The following is a 23,997-nucleotide window of genomic DNA, read 5'->3' as shown; positions in this document are numbered from 1 at the left end:
GCACCGATGGCCATCCTGCAGAGCCGGATCGATCCGGCCGGTGAGAGTTTCCAGACCAATGCCGCTGCGATGCAGACGGCGCTCGACGATCTGCGCGCCACGCATGCGCGCATCGCCCAGGGCGGCAGCGAAGCCGCGCGCGAGAAGCACCGCAAGCGCGGCAAGCTGCTGGTGCGCGATCGCATCGATGCACTGATCGATCCCGGCGCGCCGTTCCTCGAGGTCGCGCCGATGGCGGCGCACGGCATGTATGGCGGCGAGGTGCCCAGCGCGGGTGTCGTCGCCGGTATCGGCCTGGTCAGCGGCGTCGAATGCATGATCGTCGCCAACGATGCGACGGTGAAGGGCGGCACCTATTACCCGATCACGGTGAAGAAGCATCTGCGTGCGCAGGAGATCGCGCAGCAGAACCGCCTGCCGTGCATCTATCTGGTCGATTCCGGTGGCGCGTTCCTGCCGATGCAGGACGAGGTGTTTCCGGACCGCGATCATTTCGGCCGGATCTTCTACAACCAGGCCAATCTCTCGGCGCAGGGCATTCCGCAGATCGCCTGCGTCATGGGCTCGTGCACCGCCGGCGGCGCTTACGTGCCGGCGATGAGCGACGAGACGGTGATCGTCAAGGAACAGGGCACGATCTTCCTCGGCGGTCCGCCGCTGGTGAAGGCCGCGACGGGTGAGGAAGTGGACGCAGAATCGCTGGGCGGCGCCGACGTGCACACGCGCATCTCGGGCGTGGCCGATCACTTCGCCGAAGACGACCTCGATGCACTGGCGCGCGTGCGCGACATCGTGGCCTCGCTCAACTGGCGCAAGCAGGGCGAACTGCTAACGCAGCCGTCTGAAGAGCCGGCGTATCCGGCCGAAGAACTCTACGGCGTGATTCCGGCCGATACGCGTAAACCATATGACGTGCGCGAAGTGATCGCGCGGCTGGTCGATGGCTCGCGCTTCGACGAATTCAAGGCGCGCTACGGCACCACGCTGGTCACCGGCTTCGCGCATCTGCACGGCTACCCGATCGGCATCGTCGCCAACAACGGCATCCTGTTCTCCGAGAGCGCGCTCAAGGGCGCGCACTTCGTGGAACTGTGCGCCAAACGCGGCATTCCGCTGCTGTTCCTGCAGAACATCACCGGCTTCATGGTGGGCAAGAAGTACGAGAACGGCGGCATCGCGCGTGATGGCGCCAAGCTGGTCACCGCGGTGGCCTGCGCGAAGGTGCCGAAGTTCACCGTCGTCATCGGCGGCAGTTTCGGCGCCGGCAATTACGGCATGAACGGCCGTGCGTATTCGCCGCGCTTCCTGTGGATGTGGCCCAACGCGCGCATCGGCGTGATGGGCGGCGAACAGGCGGCCGGCGTGCTGGCCACCGTGCGCCGCGATGGCATCGAAGCCAAGGGCGGCACGTGGTCTGCGGAAGACGAGGATGCGTTCAAGGCCCCGATCCGCGAGCAGTTCGAGCAGCAGGGGCATCCGTACTACGCCAGCGCACGACTGTGGGACGACGGCATCATCGATCCGGCCAAGACCCGTCGCGCATTGGGGCTGGCCCTGTCGGCGGCATTGAACGCACCGAACGAAGAGACGAAGTTCGGCATCTTCCGGATGTGACCGGGCGCGACGAGGACACCGCAATGACCGACACACCGAATATCGGGATCGAACGCAACGGCGCCGTGGCGACCTTGTGGATGGATCGCCCCGAGCGTCACAACGCGTTCGACGAACACCTGATCGATGCGATTGATCGTGGCCTGCAGGCGCTCGGCGCGGACGACGCCGCGCGCGTCGTCGTGCTGGCCGGACGCGGCCGCAGTTTTTCTGCCGGCGCCGATCTCGACTGGATGCGCCGCGCGGCCGATTACGACGTCGCGCGCAATCGCGACGAGGCCGAAGCGCTGGCGCGCATGCTGCGTCGCCTGGCGGAGCTGCCGAAGCCGACGATCGCGCGCGTGCATGGCGCGGCGATCGGTGGTGGTCTTGGCCTCGTGGCTGCCTGCGATATCGCGGTCGCCAGCGACAAGGCGGTGTTCGCGACGTCCGAGGTCAAGTTCGGACTGATTCCCGCGACCATCGGCCCCTACGTGCTGCGCGCGATCGGTCCGCGCCAGGCCGCGCGCTATTTCCTGACCGCTGAACTGATCCAGCCGGCGAAGGCCTACGAGATCGGGCTGGTGCATGAGGTCGTCGCCGACGACGCGCTCGACGCCGCGATCGACACCTTGGTGCAGGCGCTGGCGCAGGGCGGCCCGACTGCACAGGCCGAATCCAAGCGGCTCATCCGCGATCTCGATGGCCAGACCATCGGGGATGCACTGATCGCCGACACCGCCGCGCGCATCGCCGGCATCCGCGCTACCGACGAAGCCCGCGAGCGCCTGGACGCCTTCCTGTCAACACGCCGCGCAAAGGATGCTCGATGACCACTGGAATTTCCGAAGGCGCGCTGTTCGACACCGTGCTGATCGCCAATCGCGGCGAGATCGCGTGCCGCATCATCGCGACCTGTCGCCGGCTCGGCATCCGCACGGTGGCGGTGTACTCCGATGCCGACCGCAATGCGCGCCATGTGCGTCTGGCCGATGAGGCGGTGCACATCGGCCCGTCGGCTGCGCGCGAAAGTTATCTGCGCGCCGACAAGCTGCTGGACGCCGCACGCCGCACCGGTGCGCAGGCGATCCATCCGGGCTACGGCTTCCTGTCCGAGAACGCGGCATTTGCGCAGGCCTGCGCCGATGCCGGCGTGGTCTTCATCGGTCCTAGCCCCAAGTCGATCCAGGCGATGGGCGACAAGCGCGAAGCCAAGGCGTTGATGCAGGCCGCCAATGTGCCGGTGACGCCGGGCTATCACGGCGACAACCAGGATCCCGCGTTCCTGCAGCAGCAGGCCGACGAGATCCGCTATCCGGTGCTGATCAAGGCCAGTGCCGGCGGTGGCGGCAAGGGCATGCGTCTGGTCGAGAAGAGTGAGGACTTCGCAGCGGCACTGCTGTCCTGCCAGCGCGAGGCCGAGAGTTCGTTCGGCGATGCGCGTGTGTTGATCGAGCGTTACATCGTGCGGCCGCGCCATGTGGAGATGCAGGTCTTCGGCGACAGCCACGGCAACGTGGTGCATCTGTTCGAGCGCGATTGCTCGGTGCAGCGTCGTCACCAGAAAGTTCTGGAAGAAGCGCCCGCGCCCGAACTGAGCGACGCGCAGCGCGAGGCGATGGCGCAGGCTGCGGTCGCCGCTGCGCGCGCGGTCGATTACATCGGCGCCGGCACGATCGAGTTCATCGTCGGCGAGGGCGGCGATTTCCACTTTATGGAAATGAACACCCGGCTGCAGGTCGAACATCCGGTCACCGAGATGGTCACCGGCATCGATCTCGTCGAATGGCAGTTGCGCACGGCCGCCGGTCAGGCGCTGCCGCTGCGTCAGGACCAGATCCACCATCGCGGCCATGCGATCGAAGCGCGTCTGTATGCAGAAGACGCGCTCAAAGGCTTCCTGCCGTCGACGGGCACGCTGCAGGTCATGCAGTTCCCCGAAGCGAGCGCGCATGTGCGCATCGACACCGGCGTGGAGCAGGGCGACGCGATCAGCCCGTGGTACGACCCGATGATCGCCAAGCTGATCGTCTGGGACGAAGACCGTCCGCGTGCCCTGCAACGTCTGCGTCAGACCATCGATGCGGTGCGCGTCGTCGGCGTCACCACCAATGCGGTGTTCCTCGGACGCCTTGCGCGCCAAGCGGATTTCTCTGCCGCGCGCCTGGATACCGGACTCGTTGCACGCGAGATCGACACGCTGCTGGCGCCGTTGCCCGAGGCCGACGATGCGGCGTGGATGCTCGCGGCACTCGGCCTGTGGGCGCATTCGCAGGCGGTAACGGACAGCGCGACTTCGAACCCCTCTCCCTCCGGGAGAGGGGCAGGGGTGAGGGCCGCTTCTCCTTGGTCAATCGCCGACGGCTGGCGCCTCGACACCCTCGCCGCTCGCTTCATCGAGTTGTCGGCGAACGGACAACACCGCCGTATCGCGTTGCGTCAGGACCATAACGGGCTGCGCATCGGCATCGATGGCGAGACGGCCACGCCGGTCAATTTCGAATGGACCGCTCCGACGCTGACCGCCGCCATCGACGGCGTGCGTCGCAACGTCGATGTGCTGGTGCACGGCACGCAGGTCGTGCTGTATCGCGGCGAAGACCGCTTCGTCTTCGAACACGTCGATCCGCTGCATCGACACACCGGCGCCGAAGCGCATGCCGGCGCGGTGATCGCACCGATGCCGGGGCGCATCGTCGAACTGCTGGCACCGCTCGGTACGCCCATCAAGAAGGGCACGCCGCTGCTGGTGATGGAAGCGATGAAGATGGAGCACACGCTGCAGGCGCCGCACGACGGCGTGGTCAAGGCGTTTCTCGCGAAACAGGGCGATCTGGTGGCCGATGGCGCGGTGCTGGTCGACTTCGTCGAAGGCGATGCAGAGGAGGGCGCGGCATGAGTGATTTCGTCCGCGTCGTCGAAGTCGGTCCCCGTGACGGGCTGCAAAACGAAAAGACACTGGTGCCGGCCGCGACCAAGATCGCGTTGATCGACCGGTTGTCGGTCTGCGGCTTCCAGGTCGTCGAAGCCACCAGCTTCGTCAGCCCGAAGTGGGTGCCGCAGTTGGCCGATGCCGAGGAAGTGCTTGCCGGCATCCAGCAATGCGACGGCGTGGCCTATCCGGTGCTGGTGCCCAACGCGAAGGGGCTGGAGCGTGCGCTTGCATCCGGTGTGCGGCACATCGCGGTGTTCACCGCGGCCTCGGATGCGTTCAACCTCAAGAACACCAATATCGATGTCGACGGCTCGCTCGAACGGCTGAAGCCTGTCGTCGAGCAGGCGCGTGCTGCGGGTGTGTCGGTCCGTGGTTACGTATCGACCGTGCTCGGCTGCCCCTATCAGGGCCACGTGCCGCTCGGTGATGTGGTGCGCGTGGCCGATGCCCTGCACGCGATGGGCTGCGACGAGATCTCGCTCGGCGACACCATCGGCGTCGGCACACCTGCAAAGGCGCGCGAGATGCTGCTGGCTTGCGCGCAGACCGTGCCCATGGCGCAGCTCGCCGTGCACTTCCACGACACCTACGGCCAAGCGCTGGCCAACGTGCTGGCCTGTCTCGAAACGGGCGTGCGCGTGGTCGACAGCGCCGTCGGCGGCCTCGGCGGCTGCCCCTACGCGAAGGGCGCCAGCGGCAACCTCGCCACCGAGGATCTGCTGTACATGCTCGACGGACTGGGACTGCGGACCGGCATCGACCTGCAGGCGGTGACCGACACGGCGGTGTGGATCAGCGGCGAACTGGGCCGCAAGCCGGCCAGCAAGCTCGCGACGGTGGCGCTGGCGAGGAACGCCGCTGCCTGATTCAAGGCGTCGACAGAGTTTGCCAGCGAGCCGCTGAAGTCGATGCGGATAATCGCAACGCCAGTAAGAAAACGGCCCGCAATGCGGGCCGTTTTCCGTCACCTGACGCGATGGATCAGACCAGACGCGTCAACCAGCCATGCCGGTCCGGCGCGCGGCCGTACTGGATGTCGAGCAGATCCTTGCGGATGCCCATCGTGATTTCGCCCGGCTGCGCATCGGCATCGCCGACACTGAAATCGGCGCCCTTGAGCACGCCGATCGGCGAGATGCTGGCCGCGGTGCCGCAGGCGAAGACCTCACTGATCTCACCCGAGCGCACGCCTTCCATCCACTCGGCGATCTCGACGCGGCGTTCGGTCACGGTGTGGCCGCGATCGCGCAGCAGCTGGATCACGCTGTCGCGGGTGATGCCCTCGAGGATGCTGCCGGTCAGCGACGGGGTGATGACGCTGCCGTCCTTCTGCACCAGGAACACGTTCATGCCGCCGAGTTCTTCGACGTATGTATTGGTTTCCGCATCGAGGAACAGCACCTGCGCGCAGCCGTTTTCGACCGCCTCGCGCTGCGGCAGCAGCGACGACGCATAGTTGCCGCCGCACTTGGCCGAACCGGTGCCACCGCGGCCGGCACGGGCGTAGTCGCGCGAGAGCCAGATCGAGACCGGCTTGATGCCGCCCTTGAAGTAGGCGCCGGCGGGGCTGGCGATCACGTAATAGGCCACGCGACGCGCCGGGCGCACGCCGAGGAAATCCTCGTTGGCGATCATGAAAGGCCGGATGTACAGGCTCGATTCGCCGCCGCCCGGCACCCAGGCTTCATCGGTCTTGACCAGCTGCTTGATCGACTCGACGAACAGATCCACCGGCAGTTCCGGCAGCGCCATGCGACGGGCCGAATGCTGCAGGCGACGACCGTTGGACTCCGGACGGAAGGTCCACACCGAACCGTCGGCATGACGGAACGCCTTCATGCCTTCGAAGATTTCCTGGCCGTAATGCAGCACCGCGGCGGCGGGCGAGAACGTCAGCGGGCCGTAAGGCCGCACGTGCGCGTCGTGCCAGCCGTCCTCGACGGTCCAGTCGATGGCGACCATGTGATCGGTGAAATGCACGCCGAAACCGGGATCGGCGAGGATCTTCTCGCGATCGGCCTGCTCGCGCGCCTGCTGCGAAGGGACGTGGCGGAAGGTGGGGAACGTGGCGTCAGTCATGCGCGGGACTCAGATGTGCAGGGCGTGGCCGAGTGCGCGGAGTGCGGCTTCCTGCACGGCTTCGCCCAGCGTCGGGTGGGGGTGGATGGTACCGGCGATGTCTTCGAGCGTTGCGCCCATCTCGATCGACTGCACGAATGCGATCGACAGTTCGGACACCTGCACGCCGACGGCCTGCCAGCCGAGAATGCGGTGATCGCCCGCGCGCGCGACCACGCGCACGAAGCCATCGGTCGACTCCAGCGACATCGCGCGGCCATTGGCCGCGAACGGGAACATCGAGGTCTTGATCTCGATGTTCTGCGCCTTGGCTTCATCCGGCGACAGGCCGACGACGACGACTTCCGGATCGGTGAAGCACACCGCCGGAATCGCCGCCGGCATGAAGTGGCGCTTCTTGCCGCTGACCACTTCGGCCACCAGTTCGCCCTGCGCCATCGCGCGGTGCGCCAGCATCGGTTCGCCGGCGACATCGCCGATCGCCCAGACGTTGCGCATCGAGGTCTTGCACTGATCGTCGATCTTGATCGACTTACCGGCGAGATCGAGACCCAGCGATTCGAGATTGAAGCCATCGGTCTTCGGACGACGACCGACCGCGACCAGGATCTGGTCCGCGTCGATCGTGAGTTCGTTAGCGTCCGGATCGCGCACGCGCAAGGCGCCGCCATCGGTGAGGCCGAGCACGCTGTGCTTAGTCAGCACCTTGACGCCCGACTTGTCGAGGTGCGTGGCGACCGGCTTGGTCAGCTCACTGTCGTAAGCCGGCAGGATGCGGTCCTGCGCTTCGACCACGGTGACTTCGCAGCCGAGCTTGCGGTAGGCGGTGCCGAGTTCCAGTCCGATATAGCCGCCACCGACGACGATCAGATGCTTCGGCAGCGACGTCGGCGATAGCGCTTCGGTCGACGAGATGACCTTGCCGCCGAACGGCAGGAAGGGCAGTTCCACCGGCTCCGAACCGGTCGCCAGCAGTAGGTGCTCGCACTTGATGCGCAACGTGCCGCCGTCCTCGCCAGCGCCGGCGACATCGACGGTCTTGCCGTCGACGATCGTCGCCCAGCCCTTGATCAGCTGCGCGCCGTTCTTCTTCAGCAGTGCGCTCACGCCGCCGGTCAGCTTCTTGACGATGCCGGCCTTCCACTCGACGGTCTTGGCCAGATCCAGCGCCGGCGCCTGCACGCTGATACCGAGCGGAGACGTGCCGGCCGCATAGCTCGCGACCTTGGCAAATTCCTCGGCGGCATGGATCAGCGCCTTGGACGGAATGCAGCCGATGTTGAGGCAGGTGCCGCCCGGATTGACGCCTTCGACGACGATGGTCTTGACGCCGAGCTGGCCGGCGCGGATGCCGGCGATGTAACCGCCGGGGCCGCCGCCGATGACCAGCAGCTGGGTTTCGATGGTCTGGGTCTGGCTCATCAATTACTCCACGAACAGCAGTGCAGGGGTTTCCAGGCGCTGACGGATCGCCTGCACGAATTCGGCCGCGTCCATGCCGTCGACGATGCGATGGTCGAACGAGGACGAGAGGTTCATCAGATTGCGCGCGACGACCTGGCCCTCGCGGAACATCGGCCGTTCGATGATGCGGTTGACGCCGACGATCGCCACTTCCGGATGGTTGATGATCGGCGTCGACACCACGCCGCCGACCGGGCCGAGGCTGCTGATGGTGATCGTCGAGCCGGACAGCTCATCGCGGGTCGCCTTGCCTTCGCGCACGGCCGCGGCAAGACGGCCGATCTCGGCGGCGGTCTGCCACAGGTCCAGCGATTCGGCATGCGCGATCACCGGCACCGACAGGCCCACCGCGCTCTGCGTCGCGATGCCGAGCTGCACGCCCTCGTAGCGCGTGACGATGTTGGCCTCGTCATCGAAACGGGCGTTCATCTGCGGGAAGTCGCGTGCCGCAAGCACCACCGCGCGTGCCAGCAACGGCAGCAGGGTCAGCTTGCCGCGGGTCTTGCCCCAGCGGTCGTTGAGCTTGGCGCGCAGTGCCTCGACTTCGGTGACGTCGATTTCTTCCACGTAGGTGATGTGCGGAATGTTCGACCACGACTGCTGCATCTTCTGCGCGATCTTGCGGCGCAGGCCCATGATCGGCACCTGTTCTTCGCCGGTGCGACGCGCATAGCTGCTGCCGCCTGCGCCACCACCGACCGGCTGCGCCTTGCCGCCGGCTTCGGCGTAGGCGTCGAGATCGGCGTGCAGGATGCGGCCACCCGGACCGGTCGCCGGCACGTAGCGCAGCTCGATGCCCAGATCCCAGGCACGGCGACGCACGGCAGGCGAGGCCAGCGGCTGTTCGCCGGCCGCGAGCACGCTGTTGGTGACCGCGCTGCGCGCGTCCGACTTTGCGGCCGGTGCAGGTGCCGCGGCCTTTGCAGGCGCGGCAGCGGGCTTGGCTTCCGCTGCCGGTGCCGGCTTGGCGTCGGCTGCCGGCTTCGGCGCTTCCGCCTTGGGCGCGGCAGCGGCGTCTGCGGGCTTCGCCGCGGCGGGCGCACCGGCGGACGCGGCATTGCCGGCGCCCTCGACTTCGAGGCGGATCAGCTCGCTGCCGACGGCCATCATCTCGCCGGGCTTGCCGCCCAGAGAGACCACGGTACCCGCGACGGGCGAGGGGATCTCGACCATGGCCTTATCGGTCATGACCTCGGCCACGATCTCGTCCTCGGCGACCTGGCCGCCGACTTCGACCTTCCAGGCGATCACTTCGACTTCGGCGATGCCTTCGCCGATGTCCGGCATCTTGATGACGTGATGTCCCATGGCTCAGTCCTCCAGCACGCGCTGCAACGCTTCGATGACCCGGGCCGGGCCCGGGAAGTAGTCCCATTCCTGCGCATGCGGGTAGGGGGTGTCCCAGCCGGTGACGCGTTCGACCGGTGCCTGCAGGTGATAGAAGCAGTGCTCCTGCACCAGCGCGACCAGCTCGGCGCCGAAGCCGCAGGTACGCGTGGCCTCGTGCAGCACGATGCAGCGGCCGGTCTTCTTGACCGAGTCGGTGATCGCGTCGAGATCCAGCGGCCACAGGCTGCGCAGGTCGATGACCTCGGCGTCGATGCCGGCATCTTCGGCCGCGGCCTGCGCCACCCACACGGTGGTGCCGTAGGTCAGAATCGTGACCGCCTTGCCTTCGCGGACGATGGCGGCCTTGTCCAGCGGCACGCTGTAGTAGCCCTCGGGCACGAGGTTGTCGGCGTGCTTGGACCAGGCGACGACCGGGCGGTCGTGGTGGCCGTCGAACGGGCCGTTGTAGAGGCGCTTGGGCTCCAGGAAGATCACCGGATCGTCGTTCTCGATCGAGGCGATCAGCAGGCCCTTGGCGTCATACGGGTTGGACGGCATCACCGTACGCAGGCCGGCCACGTGGGCGAAAATCGCCTCCGGGCTCTGGCTGTGGGTCTGGCCACCGTAGATGCCGCCGCCGCAGGGCGTGCGGAACACCAGCGGCGAGGTGAACATGCCGTTTGATCGATAGCGCAGGCGCGCGGCCTCGGACACGATCTGGTCGTAGGCCGGATAGATGTAGTCGGCGAACTGGATCTCGGCGACCGGACGCAGGCCATAGGCGGCCATGCCGATCGCCGCGCCGGCGATGCCGCTCTCGGAGATCGGTGCGTCGAACACGCGCTGCTTGCCGTACTTGGCCTGCAGGCCGTCGGTGCAGCGGAACACGCCGCCGAAGTAGCCGACGTCCTCGCCGAACACGACGACGTTGTCATCGCGTTCCAGCATCACATCCATCGCCGAACGCAGCGCCTGGATCATCGTCATCGGCGAACCGCCGTTGTTCTGGGTTTCGCTCATGGTCAGACTCCCAACTGCTGGCGCTGGCGACGCAGATGGTCGGGCAGCTCTTTGTAGACGTCGTTGAACATGTCGGCGGCACCTGGACGGTTGTCGCTGCCGAGCAGGCCGTGGGTCTCGGCTTCCTTCAATGCACGCGAGACTTCCGCGTCGAGTTCGGTGCGCACTTTCTCGTGCTGTTCGTCGCTCCACAAGCCGCGCTTGACCATGTGTGCCTTGAGGCGGTCGATCGGATCGCCGAGCGGGAAGTGCTGTGCGTCGTCGGCGGGGCGGTACTTGGACGGATCGTCCGAGGTCGAGTGCGGACCGGCGCGGTAGGTCACCCACTCGATCATCGTCGAGCCCAGATTGCTGCGTGCACGTTCGGCGGCCCAGCGCGAAGCGGCATAGACGGCGAGCAGATCGTTGCCGTCCACACGCAGCGACGGAATGCCGTAAGCGGCACCGCGCGCGGCGAACGTGGTGTTCTCGCCGCCGGCGATCGCCTGGAAGGTCGAGATCGCCCACTGGTTGTTGACCACGTTGAGGATCACCGGCGCGCGATAGACGTGCGCGAACACGAGCGCGGCATGGAAATCGCCCTCGGCAGTCGCGCCGTCGCCGACCCATGCGGTCGCGATCTTGGTGTCGCCCTTGATCGCCGACGCCATCGCCCAGCCCACGGCCTGGATGTACTGGGTGGTCAGGTTGCCGGAGATCGAGAAGAAGCCGGCGTCCTTGTACGAGTACATGATCGGCAGCTGGCGGCCCTTCAGCGGGTCGGCGGCGTTCGACAGGATCTGGCACATCATGCTGACCAGCGGTACTTCCCTGGTGATCAGGATGCCCTGCTGGCGATAGGTCGGGAACTGCATGTCGCCGTCGCGCAGCGCCAGTGTCTGGCCGACTGCGATGGCTTCCTCGCCCGTGCATTGGATGTAGAACGAGGTCTTCTTCTGGCGCTGCGCGATCAGCATGCGAGCGTCGAACGCGCGGGTCTTGAGCATCGCGTGCATCGCGCGCAGCAGCACCGCGTCGTCGATGTCGGCGGCCCACGGGCCGACGGCGTCGCCGTTGTCGTCGAGCACGCGGATCAGCTGGCTGGTCAGCGGTGCGGTCTGGCTCGCCGGCACATCCAGCGCAGGCTTGGCGACGCTGCCGGCCGGGCTGAGCTGCAGATAGGAGAAGTCGGTGGCCTGGCCCGGGCGGGCACTCGGCTCGGGCACGTGCAACCGCAAGGGTTCGGTCGCGGCCGGATTCTGGGATGTGGGCATGTCAGGGGCCTCGCTGGGCATGGGTCATGGAGCTGCAGGCATGCCGGCGGCGGGGGGCGGCGGCAATGAAGAGGGCGGTACGGTCGCTCGACCCGCGGTCGGGCGTCGGCAGAGCTGGGGACGCGGCGGCACGCGCTGCATGCGCGCGCGGGGGCGGACTGGACGGGGCACGGTGCAAGAACGCTTCTCCCGGTCGGACGGGCGTCGGCCCGCGGCTTTCAAGGCGGCGTGGAGCGTGACGCAGTCCGCCAGACGTGAAGTCTAAAGGCGTCGACGAATATCGTAAATTTGTTTAATTGACTATGAGGTATCGTTTATCCAGATACCAAAGCCCCGCCGGAGTGGTGCATGCAGATCCCCGCCAACATGTCGCTGCGGCAACTGCGCTATTTCGCAGAGGCCGCCGAGCTGGGCCAGTTCTCGCAGGCCGCGCGCAAGCTGCATGTCTCGCAATCGGTGATCACCACGGCGGTCGCCCAGCTGGAAACCCTGCTCGGGCTGCGCCTGTTCGACCGGATGCCGCACGGCGTCGCGCTGACCGCAGAAGGGCACCGCTTCCATCAGCATGTGCGCCACATCCTCGACACGCTGCAGGATGCGCTCAGCGAACCGATGTTCCTGGCCAACACCCTGGCCGGCACGGTACGGGTGGGCGCGTCCTACACGGTGCTGGGCTATTTCCTGCCCAGCCTGCTGGCGCGGTTCAAGCGCTCGTATCCGCTGGTCGAGATCGACCTGATCGACATGGACCGGGTCGAGATCGAACGCGGCGTGGCCGAGGGCGCGCTCGACTTCGGGCTCTGCATCATCTCCAACATGGTCGAGCCCTACACGCTGAAGCGGCAGTTGCTGATCCGTTCGCGCCGGCAATTGTGGCTGGCCGAGTCGCATCCGCTGGCGCAGCAACCGGTGATCGGGCTGGCCGACGTGGCGGCGTATCCCTACATCATGTTGAAGGTGGACGAGGGCGAAGCGTCGGCGCTGCGCTACTGGCAGTCGGTGCAGCGCGAGCCCAACGTCGCCTTCCGCACCTCCTCACTGGAAGCGTTGCGGGGTCTGGTGGCCTACGGATTCGGCGTGAGCATCCTGTCCGACATGGTCTATCGGCCGTGGTCGCTGGAAGGCCGCCGGATCGACGTGCGCACGCTGGACGATGCGGTGCCGCCGATGGAAGTCGGCCTGGTCTGGCGGCCTGATGAAGCGCTGTCGGCACCGGCGAATGCGCTGCACCAGTTTCTCGTATTCGCGTGCAGCGCTTGAGCGTTCGCAGCCCGGCCACTCGCGGCGGCGTCGCGGAGATCGGGCGTTTGCTACCAGACCGATCGCATGCCCTGCGACGCACATCCGGATCATCGCGGCGTTGCACGGACAGGACAGAGTAGCGATGCCACGCAAGCGCGACGGCGAGTTTGCCGGCAACAAGTCCTATCTGCCCAGCAAACCCTGCGCGGTCTGCGGACGCACGATGACCTGGCGCCGTGCATGGGCGAAGACCTGGGACGAGGTGCGCTATTGCTCGGAGCGCTGTCGTCGCAACAAGCGCGCTGCGGCCGCGCCCGATACGTCACGTGATGACTGATCCGATCCGCCATCTCATTATCGTGCTGGGCGACCAGCTCGATCCGACCGCGGCGGTCTTCGATGGCTGCGATCCGACGCATGATGTCGTGTGGATGGCGGAAGTCGTCGAAGAGTCCACGCACGTCTGGTCCACGAAGATGCGGACCGCGCTGTTCCTGAGTGCGATGCGGCACTTCGCGCAGGACCGATGTCACGAAGGCTGGACGGTCGACTACCGGCTGCTCGATGACCCGGACAATCGCGGCACGCTTGGTGCCGAACTGGCGTCAGCTGTCGAACGCCTGCGCCCGCAGTCCGTCAGGATGACCGCCCCGGGCGACTGGCGCGTGCTGCAGGCAATCCGCGATGCGACCTCGGCCGCAGGTGTCGAACTGGTGATCGAGCCGGACCCGCACTTCTACTGCGACGTGCGCGTATTCGCTGCATGGGCGCGGGGTCAGCCGGAACTGCGGCTCGAAACCTTCTACCGCCACATGCGCCGCACGCATCACGTGCTGATGGACGGCGACACCCCCGCAGGCGAGCGCTGGAACTTTGACACAGAAAACCGCGCGCCGTTCGACGCGCAGGGCCCGGGCGTGGTGCCCGCGCCGCCACACGTCGAGCCGGACGCGATCACGCGCGAAGTGCTCGACCTCGTGCGCACGCGTTTTGCCGATCATCCCGGTGGACTGGATCGATTCGCGTGGCCGGTCACCCGCGCGCAGGCGCTGCACGCACTCGAACGCTTCGTCGAAGAACGTCTGCCGGCCTTCGGCCGCTGGCAGGACGCGCTGTGGCCGGACGCGCCTTGGCTCTGGCATTCGCAGATCGCGTCCGCGCTGAATCTCAAACTGCTCGCGCCACGCGAAGTCGTCGACGCGGTCGAAGCCGTATGGCGCGCGGGCAGGGCAACGCTGGCGGCAGCCGAGGGCTACATCCGTCAGATCCTCGGCTGGCGCGAATACGTGCGCGGGGTTTACTGGACGCAGATGCCGCGCTACGCGGAATCAAACGCGCTGCAGGCGACTGGCGATCTGCCCGGCTTCTACTGGACCGGTGATGCGCCGATGCCGTGCCTGGCCGATGCGCTGCAGCAGACGTTGACGCTCGGCTACGCCCACCACATCCAGCGGCTGATGGTCATCGGTCTGTACGCGCAACTGCTGGGTGTCGAGCCGGCGCAGGTGCACCGCTGGTTTTTGGCCGTGTACGTCGACGCGGTGGAATGGGTCGAGATGCCCAACGTGCTCGGCATGAGCCAGTTCGCCGATGGCGGGCTGATGTCCAGCAAGCCCTACATCGCCAGCGGTCGCTACATCGAGCGCATGAGCGCGGGTAGTTACTGCCGCCGATGTCCGTTCGATCCGGGGCAGCGCACCGGTCGGCAGGCCTGTCCGTACACGCGCCTGTACTGGGATTTCATGCTGCGCCACGAAGCGCTGCTGGCCGCCAATCCACGCACCGCACAGCAGGTACGCAGCCTGGAACGGCTCGATGCAGCCGAGCGCGCATTGATCCGCGAGGAAGCCGCTCAGTGGCGACGCGATTCGCGTTGAACAACGCCGCGCCATCGCGGCTGCGGTAAAGTCGCCGCCGAACTGCGGCGCGGTGCCGCCAGCCTCGGGCGGATTGCGACATGGTCAGACTTCTCGGCATCTCAGGCAGCCTGCGCGCCGCCTCGTACAACACCGGCCTGCTGCGCGCTGCACAGACGTTCGCTTCCGACGAACTCACGATCGACGCAGCCACGCCGCACGGCATTCCGCTCTACGACGGCGACGTCGAAGCGCGTGACGGCATTCCGGCCGCGGTCGAGGCCTTGAAGGCGCAGATCCTCGCCGCCGATGGCCTGTTGCTGGTGACACCCGAATACAACAACGGCATCCCGGGCGTGTTCAAGAACGCGATCGACTGGCTGTCGCGGCCCGGCAGCGGAATCCCCGCACTGTTCGGCGACCGCCATGTCGCGGTGATCGGCGCATCGCTCGGCGGCTTCGGCACGATCCTGTCGCAGACGGCATGGCTGCCAGTGCTGCGCACGCTCGGTTGCCGGCAGTGGGCCGGCGGTCGTCTGCTGGTGTCGCGCGCGGGTCAGGCCTTCAACGAGGACGGCACGCTGCAGGACGAGAAGGTACGCGCGCAGCTCGGCACGTTCGTGCAGGACTTCGCCGCGCACATCCGTGAGACGCGCTGAGGTTTCGATGTCGCTGCTGCTCACACCGAACGCCGGAGATGCCGACGCTGTATGGATGACACGCGCACTGGCCCTCGCCGAGCGCGCGATGCACGAGGACGACGAGATTCCGGTCGGTGCGCTGGTCGTCGATGCGGACGGCACCGTGATCGGCGAAGGCTGGAACCGCAACATCGCCGAGCATGATCCCAGCGCGCATGCGGAGATCGTCGCGATGCGTCGCGCCGGCGCTGCGCTCGGCAATCACCGGCTCATCGGCTGCACGCTATACGTGACGCTCGAACCCTGTGCGATGTGCGCGATGGCGATGATCCATGCGCGCGTCGCGCGGGTCGTGTTCGGCGCATTCGATCCCAAGACCGGCGCCGCAGGCAGCGTGTTCGATGTGCTGGGCGACGCGCGCCACAACCATCGCATCGAAGTCACCGGCGGCGTATGCGCCGATGTCGCCGGACCGATGCTGACGAACTACTTCCGAGCCAAGCGCGGACTGACACCGCGCTGATCGCTCGCGCCAGATCAACGCGCGTTCTTTTTCGGATTGTGGCCAATCAACACCTCTCCCTCAGGGAGAGGTCGAAGCGCGCAGCGCTTCGGGTGAGGGCTAGGGCTCAACCCGCCAATGCCTAAAAAAGCACCCTCATCCGCCCGTCGGGGACCTTCTCCCAGAGAAGGACAACACAAAGCTCAAATCAACGGACTGCGCCGATTCGCCTTGCGGTGCGCATCGTCCATTTCCTCATTGACCGCATGCACGGCCATCGACGCCTCGCGTGCCAGCAGCAGACTGGCTGCGAACATCGCCAGCACGCCGAGGCAGGCCAGCAGCGTCGGCGCCTGCTCGAACTTGTGGCCGAAGAAGGAATCGCCGGCGACCGTCAGGCTGGTGCCGACGAAGCAGCTGATCGCCACATACAGCAGCTGGCTGCCTCGCAGGATGATGCGGCTGCGGCGACGCTGCAGTGCGATCCGCGTTTCGAGGATGCGACGGTCTTCTTCATCGTTGCCTTCGTCGTCGGCAAGGTCGCGCAGCAGCGAACGGGTACGGTCGATGACGCGCGCAAGCCGTGCATTCGCGGATCCAAGCAGCGAGGCGGTGGCGGTCAGGAAGAACGCCGGGGCGAGCATCGCGGTGAGAATGGCGTAGTGCGTCAAGGCGGGATTGGACAACATCTGGGAAGGGAACACTGCGGACCTGGCGGCAGCGACGGCTGCGATATCATGCGCCGTCACTCCGCGTAAGGCGAATGCACGCATGAATGCCGACAAGGCCATCGAGGGCCGGCTGATCTGGATCGATCTGGAAATGACCGGCCTGGATACCGACCACGACCAGATCCTCGAGATCGCCACCATCGTCACCGACGCCGAGCTCAACGTGCTCGCCGAAGGCCCGGAACTGGCGATCGTGCAGCCACTCGACGTGCTGGAAGCGATGGACGACTGGAACCGGACCCAGCATCGCCGTTCGGGCCTGTGGCAGCGCTCGGTGGAGCAGGGCGTGGGACTGGCCGAGGCGCAAGCGCGCACGCTCGAATTCCTGCAGCTGTGGGCCGAGCCGGGCAAGTCGCCGATGTGCGGCAACTCGATCTGCCAGGACCGCCGCTTCTTGCACCGGCAGATGCCGGCGCTGGAGAAGTTCTTCCACTACCGCAATCTCGACGTCAGCACGATCAAGGAACTCGCGCGCCGCTGGGCGCCGCAGGTGCTGTCGGGTTTCACCAAGCATTCGGCGCACACCGCGCTCAGCGACGTGCGCGATTCGATCGACGAACTGCGCCACTATCGCCGGCACATGGCCGCACTTGCGAGTCCCTGACGCGCGGTTCCGCGGCCGCAGCACCCGCTGCCGACCGACGCCACACAGCAGAACGCCCGGGCATCAAGTCCGGGCGTTCTGCGTTTCAACGCTGTCGCTGCGCATCAGCCGGCGCGTGCCTTCGACTTCGCGAGCTTGAGCCAAGTATCGACCACGGTGTCGGGGTTGAGCGACACCGACTCGATGCCCTCGTCCATCAGCCACTGCGCCAGATCCGGGTGATCGCTCGGACCCTGGCCGCAGATGCCGATGTACTTGCCCTTGGCGCGCGCGGACTTGATCGCCATCGACAGCAGCTTCTTGACCGCCGGATCGCGTTCGTCGAACAGGTGCGCGACGATCGACGAATCGCGGTCCAGGCCCAGGGTGAGCTGGGTCAGATCGTTGGAACCGATCGAGAAGCCGTCGAAGATGTCGAGGAACTCGTCGGCCATCAACGCGTTCGAGGGCAGCTCGCACATCATGATGATCTTCAGGCCGTTCTCGCCGCGCTTGAGGCCGTTCTTCTCCAGCACCTCGATGACACGACGCCCTTCGTCGAGCGTGCGCACGAACGGGATCATCACCCAGAGATTCTCCAGGCCCATCTCGTTGCGGACCTTGAGCACCGCGCGGCATTCCAGCGAGAACGCCTCAGTAAACGACGGATCGACATAGCGGCTGGCGCCGCGGAAGCCGATCATCGGGTTCTCTTCTTCCGGCTCGTAGCGCTTGCCGCCGATCAGGTTCGCGTATTCGTTGGACTTGAAGTCCGACAGACGCACGATCACCGGATTCGGCGCGACCGACGCGGTCAGCGTGGCGATGCCTTCGGCGAGACGGTTGACGTAGAAGTCGACCGGGCTGCCGTAACCGATGGTCTTGGCGTCGATCTTCTTTTTCGTCTCCGGATCCTGCTTGTCGTACTCGAGCAGGGCGTTGGGATGCACGCCGATGTGCGCGGCGATGATCATTTCCAGACGCGCCAGGCCGATACCGGCGTTGGGCAGCTGGCCGAAGTCGAACGCGCGCTCGGGGTTGGCGACGTTCATCATGATCTTCAGCGGTGCCTCGGGCATCGAGGTCAGATCGGTGGTGATGCGCTCGAACGGCAGGATGCCGCTGTAGATGAAACCGGTATCGCCTTCGGCGCAGCTGATCGTGACTTCCTGGCCGTCTTCGATCATGTCCAGCGCATTGCCGGTGCCGACGACGGCCGGCACGCCGAGTTCGCGGGCGATGATCGCCGCGTGGCAGGTGCGGCCACCGCGGTTGGTGACGATTGCGGCAGCGCGCTTCATCACCGGCTCCCAGTCGGGGTCGGTCATGTCGGCGACGAGCACGTCACCGGGCTGCACGCGGGCCATGTCGTCGAGCGAACGCACCACACGTGCGACGCCGGCGCCGATCTTCTGGCCGATCGCACGGCCTTCGCAGACCACTTCGCCACGCTGCTCGAGCGAGAAGCGCTCGATCTGGGTGTTCTTGGCGCGCGACTTCACCGTCTCCGGGCGCGCCTGCACGATGAACAGCTTGCCGCTGGCGCCGTCCTTCGCCCACTCGATGTCCATCGGGCGCTCGTAGTGCTCTTCGATGATCAGCGCCTGACGCGAGAGTTCCTGCACGTCCTCGTCGGAGATCGAGAAAGTGTCGCGCTGTTCGGCCGGCGTGTCCTCGATGCGCACGCGCTCGCCCGGCACATCGGAATAGACCATCCGCAGCTGCTTGCTGCCGATGCCGCGACGCAGGATCGCCGGCTTGCCGGCGCGCAGCGTGGGCTTGTAAACGTAGAACTCGTCGGGGTTCACCGCGCCCTGGACGACCATCTCGCCCAGACCGAAGCTCGACGTCACGAACACCACGTCGCGGAAACCGGATTCGGTGTCGAGCGTGAACAGCACGCCCGAAGCGCCGATGTCCGAACGCACCATCAGCTGCACGCCCGACGACAGGAACACGTCTTCGTGCTTGAAGCCGTGGTGCACGCGGTAGGCGATCGCGCGGTCGTTGTAGAGCGAGGCGAAGACTTCCTTGACCTTGACCACCACGTCGTCGGCGCCGGTGACGTTGAGGAACGTCTCCTGCTGGCCGGCGAACGAGGCATCGGGCAGATCTTCGGCAGTCGCCGACGAACGCACGGCCACGGCGATGTCACCGCCACCGTTCTCGGAAGCGAGCTTGTCGTAGGCGGCGCGGATGTCCGCATCGAGATCGGGCTGCAGCGGCGCGTCGATGACCCAGCCGCGGATCTCCTTGCCGGCCGCGGTCAGCGCAGCGACGTCTTCGACGTCCAGCGGCGCCAGGCGATCGAAGATGCGCTGGTGCAGATCGTTGTGGGCGATGAACGCCTTGAATGCATCCGCCGTGGTGGCGAAACCGCCGGGCACCGAAACGCCGAGCTTGGCGAGGTTGCCGATCATCTCGCCGAGGGACGAGTTCTTGCCGCCGACCTGGGCGAGGTCGGACAGGCGCAGGTCATGCAGCCACAGGATGTTGGCGCTCAAGGTGAGACTCCGTGTCGCGTTGATCGAGAAGGAGGTCGGGCAAGCCCGGCATCGAACGGCTATTTTAGCCCTCCCGGGCGCCGCGGCGCTCATCCGTGACTTCCGGAGTCCGCATGTCCAGTCCCCGCCCGGTGTTCTACGTGTCCGACGGCACGGGCATCACCGCCGAAACCATCGGCCACAGCCTGCTCACCCAGTTCAGCGGCACCCAGTTCAGCACCAACCGGATCCCGTTCGTCGACAACGAGGCGCGCGCGCGCGAAGTCGCGGGATTGATCCGCGCCCGCGGCGAGGCGATGGGCGTGCGTCCGATCGTCATCAGCTCCTGCGTCGACACCGGCCTGGCACTGGTGCTCGGGGAGAGCGGGGCGCTGGTGCTCGATGTGTTCGCGCCGTTCATCGAGCCACTGGAGCGCGAACTGCTGGAGACGCGTGAATCACGCGTCGGCCGGGCGCACGGCATGGTCGATTTCGAGACCTACCACCGCCGCATCAACGCGATGAACTTCGCGCTGACCCACGACGATGGTATGGCGACCAACTACGACGAGGCCGACGTGATCCTGGTCGCGGTGTCGCGTGCGGGCAAGACGCCGACCTGCGTGTATCTGGCACTGCATCACGGCGTGCGCGCGGCGAACTATCCGCTGACCGAGGAAGACCTCGAACACGATCGCCTGCCGCCGCGGCTGCGCGCGCATCGCGCCAAGCTGTTCGGGCTGACGATCGATCCGGTGCGTCTGGCGCAGATCCGCCAGGAACGCCGACCCAATTCGCGCTACGCGAAGCTGGAAACCTGCAAGCACGAAGTGGGCGCCGCCGAGGCCCTGTTCCGCGCCGAGCGCATGCCCTCTCTGAGCACCACGCACACCTCGATCGAGGAGATCTCCAGCAAGGTTCTGTCGACCCTTGGCATCGAGCGCGTCATGTACTGAGGACGTCGTTCCGGAGATGGGGATGGCGGACCCGGAACCCCATCCCGCACGCCGTCGTTCGATCCTGACGGATTCATCGCCGCGGATGTAGCATCGATCCATGGAAAAAGTCCTGACCCGCCGCCGCCCGCGCGTGCCCTCGATGGGGCGCTTCGGCTGGCTGATGGCGCTGTACGCGGAGAACCATGAGCGCCTGGTGCGCCTGTTCGATCCCGCGAGCCTCGCACCCGGCCGCTATCGCTCCGATGTGCCCGGCGCGCTGACGGTGCTGCTGGATGTCGTCGAGCAGCATCCCTACACGACGGAGCTGCGCCTGAGCTACGCGATGCTCGATCCGGTGACCGGCCAACCGGACCCATCCGCGCATCTGCGCCTGTATCGCGATGCGGGGCAGGTCGAGGCCACGCATTGCTATGTCGGCCGCCGCTGGCAGGACGTGATCGGCATGTTTCCACCGCCGGACGAAGTGGTGGATCACCGCCTGCGCATGAACACATTTCTCGGCAAGTGGCTGCAGTATCTCGACGATCAGGGACATGGGCTTGCAACTCTGGGTCCAAATCCGGATGATGCGCGGCTCGATCGCAGCAAGGCCGGCGCCACCGGCTGAGACGTTCTCCGGAACGAATCGAAGCGAACGAAGGAAGTGCGAAATTCTGTTGACGTTGCCGATACGGAACACTACAATTTCGCGCTCCCAAACGTGGGGCCATAGCTCAGCTGGGAGAGCGCCTGCATGGCATGCAGGAGGTCGGCGGTTCGATCCCGCCTGGCTCCACCACAATTTGTCTGTCGATCAAAGGCCGATCGATAGAATGATGCAGGTTTCTGCGTCCCCATCGTCTAGAGGCCTAGGACACCACCCTTTCACGGTGGACACCGGGGTTCGAATCCCCGTGGGGACGCCACTTTACAAACAGACGGGCAGCTCGCAAGGGCTGCCCGTTCTGCTATGTGCGATCTGTTCGTCGGCTCGCGTAATGCGGGCGCATTTGCGCGTCGACGTATACTCGCGGCATGCGTTCTTCCGCGCTCGTGCTGTTGCATCTGCTGCTCGCCGTCCTGCTGGCATTCGACGGCGTGGGCGCTGCGTTCGCAGCTGCGGGGCCTGCGCCAGCGATGTCGCACGCTGCACATTCGGCCTCCGAGACGCCGCCGCCGTGTCATTCGATGGCCTCCGACGCCGTCGAAGGCGACGCGCACGATCAGAACTCCCCGGCACCCGACAGCTGTTGCGACGGTGGCGACTGTCTATGTTTGCACGGCTGCGGCAGCGTGTTGCCGGTGGTGCCGCGTGTCGGCGCTTCCAGTGGCAGCACGGTCGTCGTCGCGCATGTGCCCGAAGATCGCGCCGCGCCGCATCTCGACGATCCCGTCCGACCTCCGATTCTTCGCGCCTGATCGCATCGCTGCCTCGACAGGGGCAGGGCATGGGTCGCCTCGCGACCCGGTTTCCGATCTGGAGCAGACATGACATTTCGAATTCCCACGGACGATGCCGTCGCGCCGTCGCGCCGTCGTTTCGTGCAGGGCCTCGCGCTGGGTGGCATTGCCGCCGCCGGTGCGGGCCTGTGGCCACGCGCCAGCTGGGCGCTGCAATCGCCGACGAGCCGCGTGCTCGCCGGCACCGATTTCGACCTCGTCGTCGGCGAGACCCTCGTCAACTTCACCGGCCGCACGCGACCCGCAGCCACGATCAACGGTTCACTACCGGCGCCGATCCTGCGCTGGCGCGAAGGCACGACCGTCGACATGCGCGTGCACAACGCGCTGCCCGCCGGTTCGATCTACGGCGACATGACCTCGATCCACTGGCACGGCATCCTGCTGCCTTCGAACATGGATGGTGTGCCGGGCCTGAGTTTCGACGGCATCCACCGCGGCGAGACCTTCCAGTACCGCTTCGACGTGCGCCAGGGCGGCACCTACTGGTACCACAGCCATTCCGGTTTCCAGGAACAGGCCGGCATGTACGGCGCGCTGATCATCGATCCGATCGAGCCGGAGCCGTTCGCGTTCGATCGCGACTACGTCGTGCTGTTGACCGACTGGACCGATCTGCCGCCACAGGCGCTGTTCGCGCGGCTGAAAAAGATGGCCGAGCACGACAACTATTACAAGCGCACGCTCGGCGACTTCATCCGCGACGCGCGCGAGGATGGCCTGCGGGCCACGATGGCCGAGCGCCGCGGTTGGGGCCAGATGCGGATGACGCCGACCGACATCTCCGACGTCAACGCGCACACCTACACCTATCTGATGAACGGCACGACCTCGCCGGGCAACTGGACCGCGCTATTCCGCAGCGGCGAGAAGATCCGCCTGCGTTTCATCAACGGCTCGGCGATGACGTATTTCGACGTGCGCATTCCGGGCTTGAAGATGACGGTCGTGGCGGCCGACGGCCAGTACGTGCATCCGGTCAGCGTCGACGAGTTCCGCATCGCCGTGGCCGAAACCTTCGACGTGATCGTCGAGCCGTCGGGGCAGGACGCCTACACGATCTTCGCCCAGGACATGGGCCGCACCGGTTTCGTCAGCGGCACGCTTGGCGTCCGCGAAGGCCTGCGCGCACCGGTACCCGATGTCGATGCGAGACCGATCCTGACGATGGACGACATGGGCCACGGCGGCATGCACGGTGGTGGTCATGCCGGGCACGGCGCGGGGCAGGGGCGTGCAATCGATTACGCGGCGATGGGACATGCCGCGGATCACGCTTTAATGGACCACGCTTCAATGGAGCACGCCTCGATTGATCATGCGTCGATGGAGCAGGGCGATCACGGCGCCGGCGCAATGCAGACGCATCCCGACAGCGAACGCAGCAATCCGCTGGTCGACATGCAGACGATGGCGCCGACGCACCGGCTCGACGATCCGGGCATCGGCCTGCGCGACAACGGCCGCACCGTGCTGACCTACGGGATGATGCGCAGCCTGTTCGATGATCCCGACGGCCGCTCGCCCGGGCGTGAGATCGAGCTGCATCTGACCGGCCACATGGAAAAGTTCGCGTGGTCGTTCGACGGCATCAAGTTCGCTGATGCGGAACCTCTAAGGCTCAACTACGGCGAGCGGCTGCGCGTGGTGCTGGTCAACGACACGATGATGACGCACCCGATCCATCTGCACGGCATGTGGAGCGATGTCGAAGACGCACAAGGCAACTTCCAGTTGCGCAAACACACCATGGACATGCCGCCCGGTGCGAAACGCAGCTATCGCGTGCGCGCCGACGCGCTCGGGCGCTGGGCCTATCACTGCCATCTGCTGTACCACATGGAAGCGGGCATGTTCCGCGAAGTGCAGGTGGTCGAATGAGCGCGC

General features: G+C 66.3%; 21 protein-coding genes and 2 tRNA genes. 16 read left to right on the top strand and 7 right to left on the bottom strand.

Going from position 1 to position 23,997, the window contains the following annotated elements; all coding sequences use genetic code 11:
• Positions 1 to 6: 6 nt before the first annotated feature.
• Genes LU699_RS17795 through LU699_RS17780 form a run of 4 tightly spaced genes read left to right on the top strand, consistent with a single transcriptional unit; the run spans position 7 to position 5,394 of the window.
• Positions 7 to 1,614, top strand: a complete 1,608-nt coding sequence (locus LU699_RS17795; RefSeq protein WP_232135149.1) for a carboxyl transferase domain-containing protein — start codon at positions 7 to 9, stop codon at positions 1,612 to 1,614.
• Between the two features lie 23 nt (positions 1,615 to 1,637).
• The gene (locus LU699_RS17790; RefSeq protein ID WP_232135150.1) at positions 1,638 to 2,426 is read left to right on the top strand and encodes an enoyl-CoA hydratase-related protein; all 789 of its coding nucleotides are present in this window, start codon (positions 1,638 to 1,640) and stop codon (positions 2,424 to 2,426) included.
• Complete coding sequence (locus tag LU699_RS17785; protein ID WP_232135152.1) at positions 2,423 to 4,492, top strand: acetyl-CoA carboxylase biotin carboxylase subunit; 2,070 nt, start codon at positions 2,423 to 2,425, stop codon at positions 4,490 to 4,492. Before LU699_RS17790 ends, LU699_RS17785 begins: the two co-directional genes overlap by 4 nt.
• Positions 4,489 to 5,394 carry a hydroxymethylglutaryl-CoA lyase gene (locus tag LU699_RS17780; protein WP_232135154.1) on the top strand — a complete coding sequence of 302 codons (906 nt, stop codon included), beginning with the start codon at positions 4,489 to 4,491 and terminating at the stop codon, positions 5,392 to 5,394. Before LU699_RS17785 ends, LU699_RS17780 begins: the two co-directional genes overlap by 4 nt.
• 115 nt (positions 5,395 to 5,509) lie before the next feature.
• Here LU699_RS17780 and LU699_RS17775 read toward each other — a convergent pair whose 3' ends face one another.
• From LU699_RS17775 to LU699_RS17755, 5 genes are read right to left on the bottom strand one after another with little or no spacing between them, the layout of a single operon-like run.
• On the bottom strand, positions 5,510 to 6,607 hold the full coding sequence (locus tag LU699_RS17775) for a branched-chain amino acid aminotransferase (RefSeq protein WP_232135156.1): 1,098 nt from the start codon (positions 6,605 to 6,607) through the stop codon (positions 5,510 to 5,512).
• A gap of 9 nt (positions 6,608 to 6,616) precedes the next feature.
• Entirely contained in the window at positions 6,617 to 8,029 is a 1,413-nt protein-coding gene (lpdA, locus tag LU699_RS17770) for a dihydrolipoyl dehydrogenase (RefSeq protein ID WP_232135158.1), read from the bottom strand.
• Between the two features lie 3 nt (positions 8,030 to 8,032).
• Positions 8,033 to 9,379, bottom strand: coding sequence for a dihydrolipoamide acetyltransferase family protein (locus LU699_RS17765; protein WP_232580317.1), 1,347 nt, complete (start codon positions 9,377 to 9,379; stop codon positions 8,033 to 8,035).
• Between the two features lie 3 nt (positions 9,380 to 9,382).
• A complete protein-coding gene (locus tag LU699_RS17760) occupies positions 9,383 to 10,420 on the bottom strand; it encodes an alpha-ketoacid dehydrogenase subunit beta (RefSeq protein WP_232135162.1) in 1,038 nt (345 codons plus the stop codon).
• 2 nt (positions 10,421 to 10,422) lie between these two features.
• On the bottom strand, positions 10,423 to 11,673 hold the full coding sequence (locus LU699_RS17755; protein WP_232135164.1) for a 3-methyl-2-oxobutanoate dehydrogenase (2-methylpropanoyl-transferring) subunit alpha: 1,251 nt from the start codon (positions 11,671 to 11,673) through the stop codon (positions 10,423 to 10,425).
• Between the two features lie 348 nt (positions 11,674 to 12,021).
• On the opposite strand from LU699_RS17755, the gene LU699_RS17750 reads away from it, so the two are divergent.
• From LU699_RS17750 to tadA, 5 genes are all read left to right on the top strand, one after another.
• Entirely contained in the window at positions 12,022 to 12,933 is a 912-nt protein-coding gene (locus LU699_RS17750) for a LysR family transcriptional regulator (RefSeq protein ID WP_232135165.1), read from the top strand.
• A gap of 124 nt (positions 12,934 to 13,057) precedes the next feature.
• On the top strand, positions 13,058 to 13,252 hold the full coding sequence (locus tag LU699_RS17745; protein ID WP_232135167.1) for a DUF2256 domain-containing protein: 195 nt from the start codon (positions 13,058 to 13,060) through the stop codon (positions 13,250 to 13,252).
• Entirely contained in the window at positions 13,245 to 14,792 is a 1,548-nt protein-coding gene (locus tag LU699_RS17740) for a cryptochrome/photolyase family protein (protein ID WP_232580316.1), read from the top strand. Before LU699_RS17745 ends, LU699_RS17740 begins: the two co-directional genes overlap by 8 nt.
• 80 nt (positions 14,793 to 14,872) lie before the next feature.
• A complete protein-coding gene (locus LU699_RS17735) occupies positions 14,873 to 15,430 on the top strand; it encodes an NADPH-dependent FMN reductase (RefSeq protein ID WP_232135171.1) in 558 nt (185 codons plus the stop codon).
• A gap of 7 nt (positions 15,431 to 15,437) precedes the next feature.
• Positions 15,438 to 15,935, top strand: a complete 498-nt coding sequence (gene tadA, locus LU699_RS17730; RefSeq protein ID WP_232135173.1) for a tRNA adenosine(34) deaminase TadA — start codon at positions 15,438 to 15,440, stop codon at positions 15,933 to 15,935.
• 182 nt (positions 15,936 to 16,117) lie between these two features.
• On the opposite strand, the gene LU699_RS17725 is transcribed toward tadA, so the two are convergent.
• Positions 16,118 to 16,585 (bottom strand): DUF2721 domain-containing protein, encoded by a 468-nt coding sequence (locus LU699_RS17725; RefSeq protein WP_232135175.1) that lies wholly within the window; start codon positions 16,583 to 16,585, stop codon positions 16,118 to 16,120.
• Positions 16,586 to 16,685: 100 nt separating this feature from the next.
• Between LU699_RS17725 and orn the strand changes: the two genes are divergently transcribed.
• Positions 16,686 to 17,249 carry an oligoribonuclease gene (orn, locus tag LU699_RS17720; RefSeq protein WP_232135177.1) on the top strand — a complete coding sequence of 188 codons (564 nt, stop codon included), beginning with the start codon at positions 16,686 to 16,688 and terminating at the stop codon, positions 17,247 to 17,249.
• 104 nt (positions 17,250 to 17,353) lie between these two features.
• Here the strand turns inward: orn and ppsA are convergent, their stop codons facing one another.
• Entirely contained in the window at positions 17,354 to 19,732 is a 2,379-nt protein-coding gene (gene ppsA, locus LU699_RS17715) for a phosphoenolpyruvate synthase (protein WP_232135179.1), read from the bottom strand.
• Positions 19,733 to 19,845: 113 nt separating this feature from the next.
• Here ppsA and ppsR point away from each other — a divergent pair, with 113 nt between their 5' ends.
• From ppsR to LU699_RS17685, 6 genes are all read left to right on the top strand, one after another.
• Positions 19,846 to 20,667, top strand: a complete 822-nt coding sequence (ppsR, locus tag LU699_RS17710) for a posphoenolpyruvate synthetase regulatory kinase/phosphorylase PpsR (protein ID WP_159681783.1) — start codon at positions 19,846 to 19,848, stop codon at positions 20,665 to 20,667.
• Positions 20,668 to 20,767: 100 nt separating this feature from the next.
• Positions 20,768 to 21,277: a DUF1249 domain-containing protein gene (locus tag LU699_RS17705; RefSeq protein WP_232135181.1), complete on the top strand. Its 510-nt coding sequence runs from the start codon at positions 20,768 to 20,770 to the stop codon at positions 21,275 to 21,277.
• A 95-nt stretch (positions 21,278 to 21,372) separates the two neighbouring features.
• Positions 21,373 to 21,448, top strand: a tRNA-Ala gene (locus tag LU699_RS17700).
• Between the two features lie 51 nt (positions 21,449 to 21,499).
• Positions 21,500 to 21,575 (top strand) — tRNA-Glu (locus LU699_RS17695).
• Between the two features lie 109 nt (positions 21,576 to 21,684).
• Positions 21,685 to 22,068, top strand: a complete 384-nt coding sequence (locus LU699_RS17690; RefSeq protein WP_232135183.1) for a CopL family metal-binding regulatory protein — start codon at positions 21,685 to 21,687, stop codon at positions 22,066 to 22,068.
• A 69-nt stretch (positions 22,069 to 22,137) separates the two neighbouring features.
• Complete coding sequence (locus tag LU699_RS17685; RefSeq protein ID WP_232135185.1) at positions 22,138 to 23,991, top strand: copper resistance system multicopper oxidase; 1,854 nt, start codon at positions 22,138 to 22,140, stop codon at positions 23,989 to 23,991.
• Positions 23,992 to 23,997 lie beyond the last annotated feature (6 nt).

This window comes from Luteimonas fraxinea (assembly GCF_021233355.1).
In the GTDB taxonomy this organism is placed as follows: Bacteria; Pseudomonadota; Gammaproteobacteria; order Xanthomonadales; family Xanthomonadaceae; genus Luteimonas; species Luteimonas fraxinea.
This window is presented reverse-complemented; position numbering and strand designations above follow the sequence as displayed.

Coding starts and splice junctions, on each gene's coding strand:
- LU699_RS17760 (WP_232135162.1), bottom strand. CDS start 10,420: ATGAGCGAAACCCAGAACAACGGCGGTTCGCCGATGACGATGATCCAG.
- LU699_RS17750 (WP_232135165.1), top strand. CDS start 12,022: ATGCAGATCCCCGCCAACATGTCGCTGCGGCAACTGCGCTATTTCGCA.
- LU699_RS17735 (WP_232135171.1), top strand. CDS start 14,873: ATGGTCAGACTTCTCGGCATCTCAGGCAGCCTGCGCGCCGCCTCGTAC.
- LU699_RS17795 (WP_232135149.1), top strand. CDS start 7: ATGGCCATCCTGCAGAGCCGGATCGATCCGGCCGGTGAGAGTTTCCAG.
- orn (WP_232135177.1), top strand. CDS start 16,686: ATGAATGCCGACAAGGCCATCGAGGGCCGGCTGATCTGGATCGATCTG.
- LU699_RS17745 (WP_232135167.1), top strand. CDS start 13,058: ATGCCACGCAAGCGCGACGGCGAGTTTGCCGGCAACAAGTCCTATCTG.
- ppsR (WP_159681783.1), top strand. CDS start 19,846: ATGTCCAGTCCCCGCCCGGTGTTCTACGTGTCCGACGGCACGGGCATC.
- LU699_RS17685 (WP_232135185.1), top strand. CDS start 22,138: ATGACATTTCGAATTCCCACGGACGATGCCGTCGCGCCGTCGCGCCGT.
- LU699_RS17755 (WP_232135164.1), bottom strand. CDS start 11,673: ATGCCCACATCCCAGAATCCGGCCGCGACCGAACCCTTGCGGTTGCAC.
- LU699_RS17785 (WP_232135152.1), top strand. CDS start 2,423: ATGACCACTGGAATTTCCGAAGGCGCGCTGTTCGACACCGTGCTGATC.
- LU699_RS17780 (WP_232135154.1), top strand. CDS start 4,489: ATGAGTGATTTCGTCCGCGTCGTCGAAGTCGGTCCCCGTGACGGGCTG.
- LU699_RS17740 (WP_232580316.1), top strand. CDS start 13,245: ATGACTGATCCGATCCGCCATCTCATTATCGTGCTGGGCGACCAGCTC.
- tadA (WP_232135173.1), top strand. CDS start 15,438: ATGTCGCTGCTGCTCACACCGAACGCCGGAGATGCCGACGCTGTATGG.
- LU699_RS17690 (WP_232135183.1), top strand. CDS start 21,685: ATGCGTTCTTCCGCGCTCGTGCTGTTGCATCTGCTGCTCGCCGTCCTG.
- LU699_RS17705 (WP_232135181.1), top strand. CDS start 20,768: ATGGAAAAAGTCCTGACCCGCCGCCGCCCGCGCGTGCCCTCGATGGGG.
- LU699_RS17775 (WP_232135156.1), bottom strand. CDS start 6,607: ATGACTGACGCCACGTTCCCCACCTTCCGCCACGTCCCTTCGCAGCAG.
- LU699_RS17790 (WP_232135150.1), top strand. CDS start 1,638: ATGACCGACACACCGAATATCGGGATCGAACGCAACGGCGCCGTGGCG.
- LU699_RS17765 (WP_232580317.1), bottom strand. CDS start 9,379: ATGGGACATCACGTCATCAAGATGCCGGACATCGGCGAAGGCATCGCC.
- lpdA (WP_232135158.1), bottom strand. CDS start 8,029: ATGAGCCAGACCCAGACCATCGAAACCCAGCTGCTGGTCATCGGCGGC.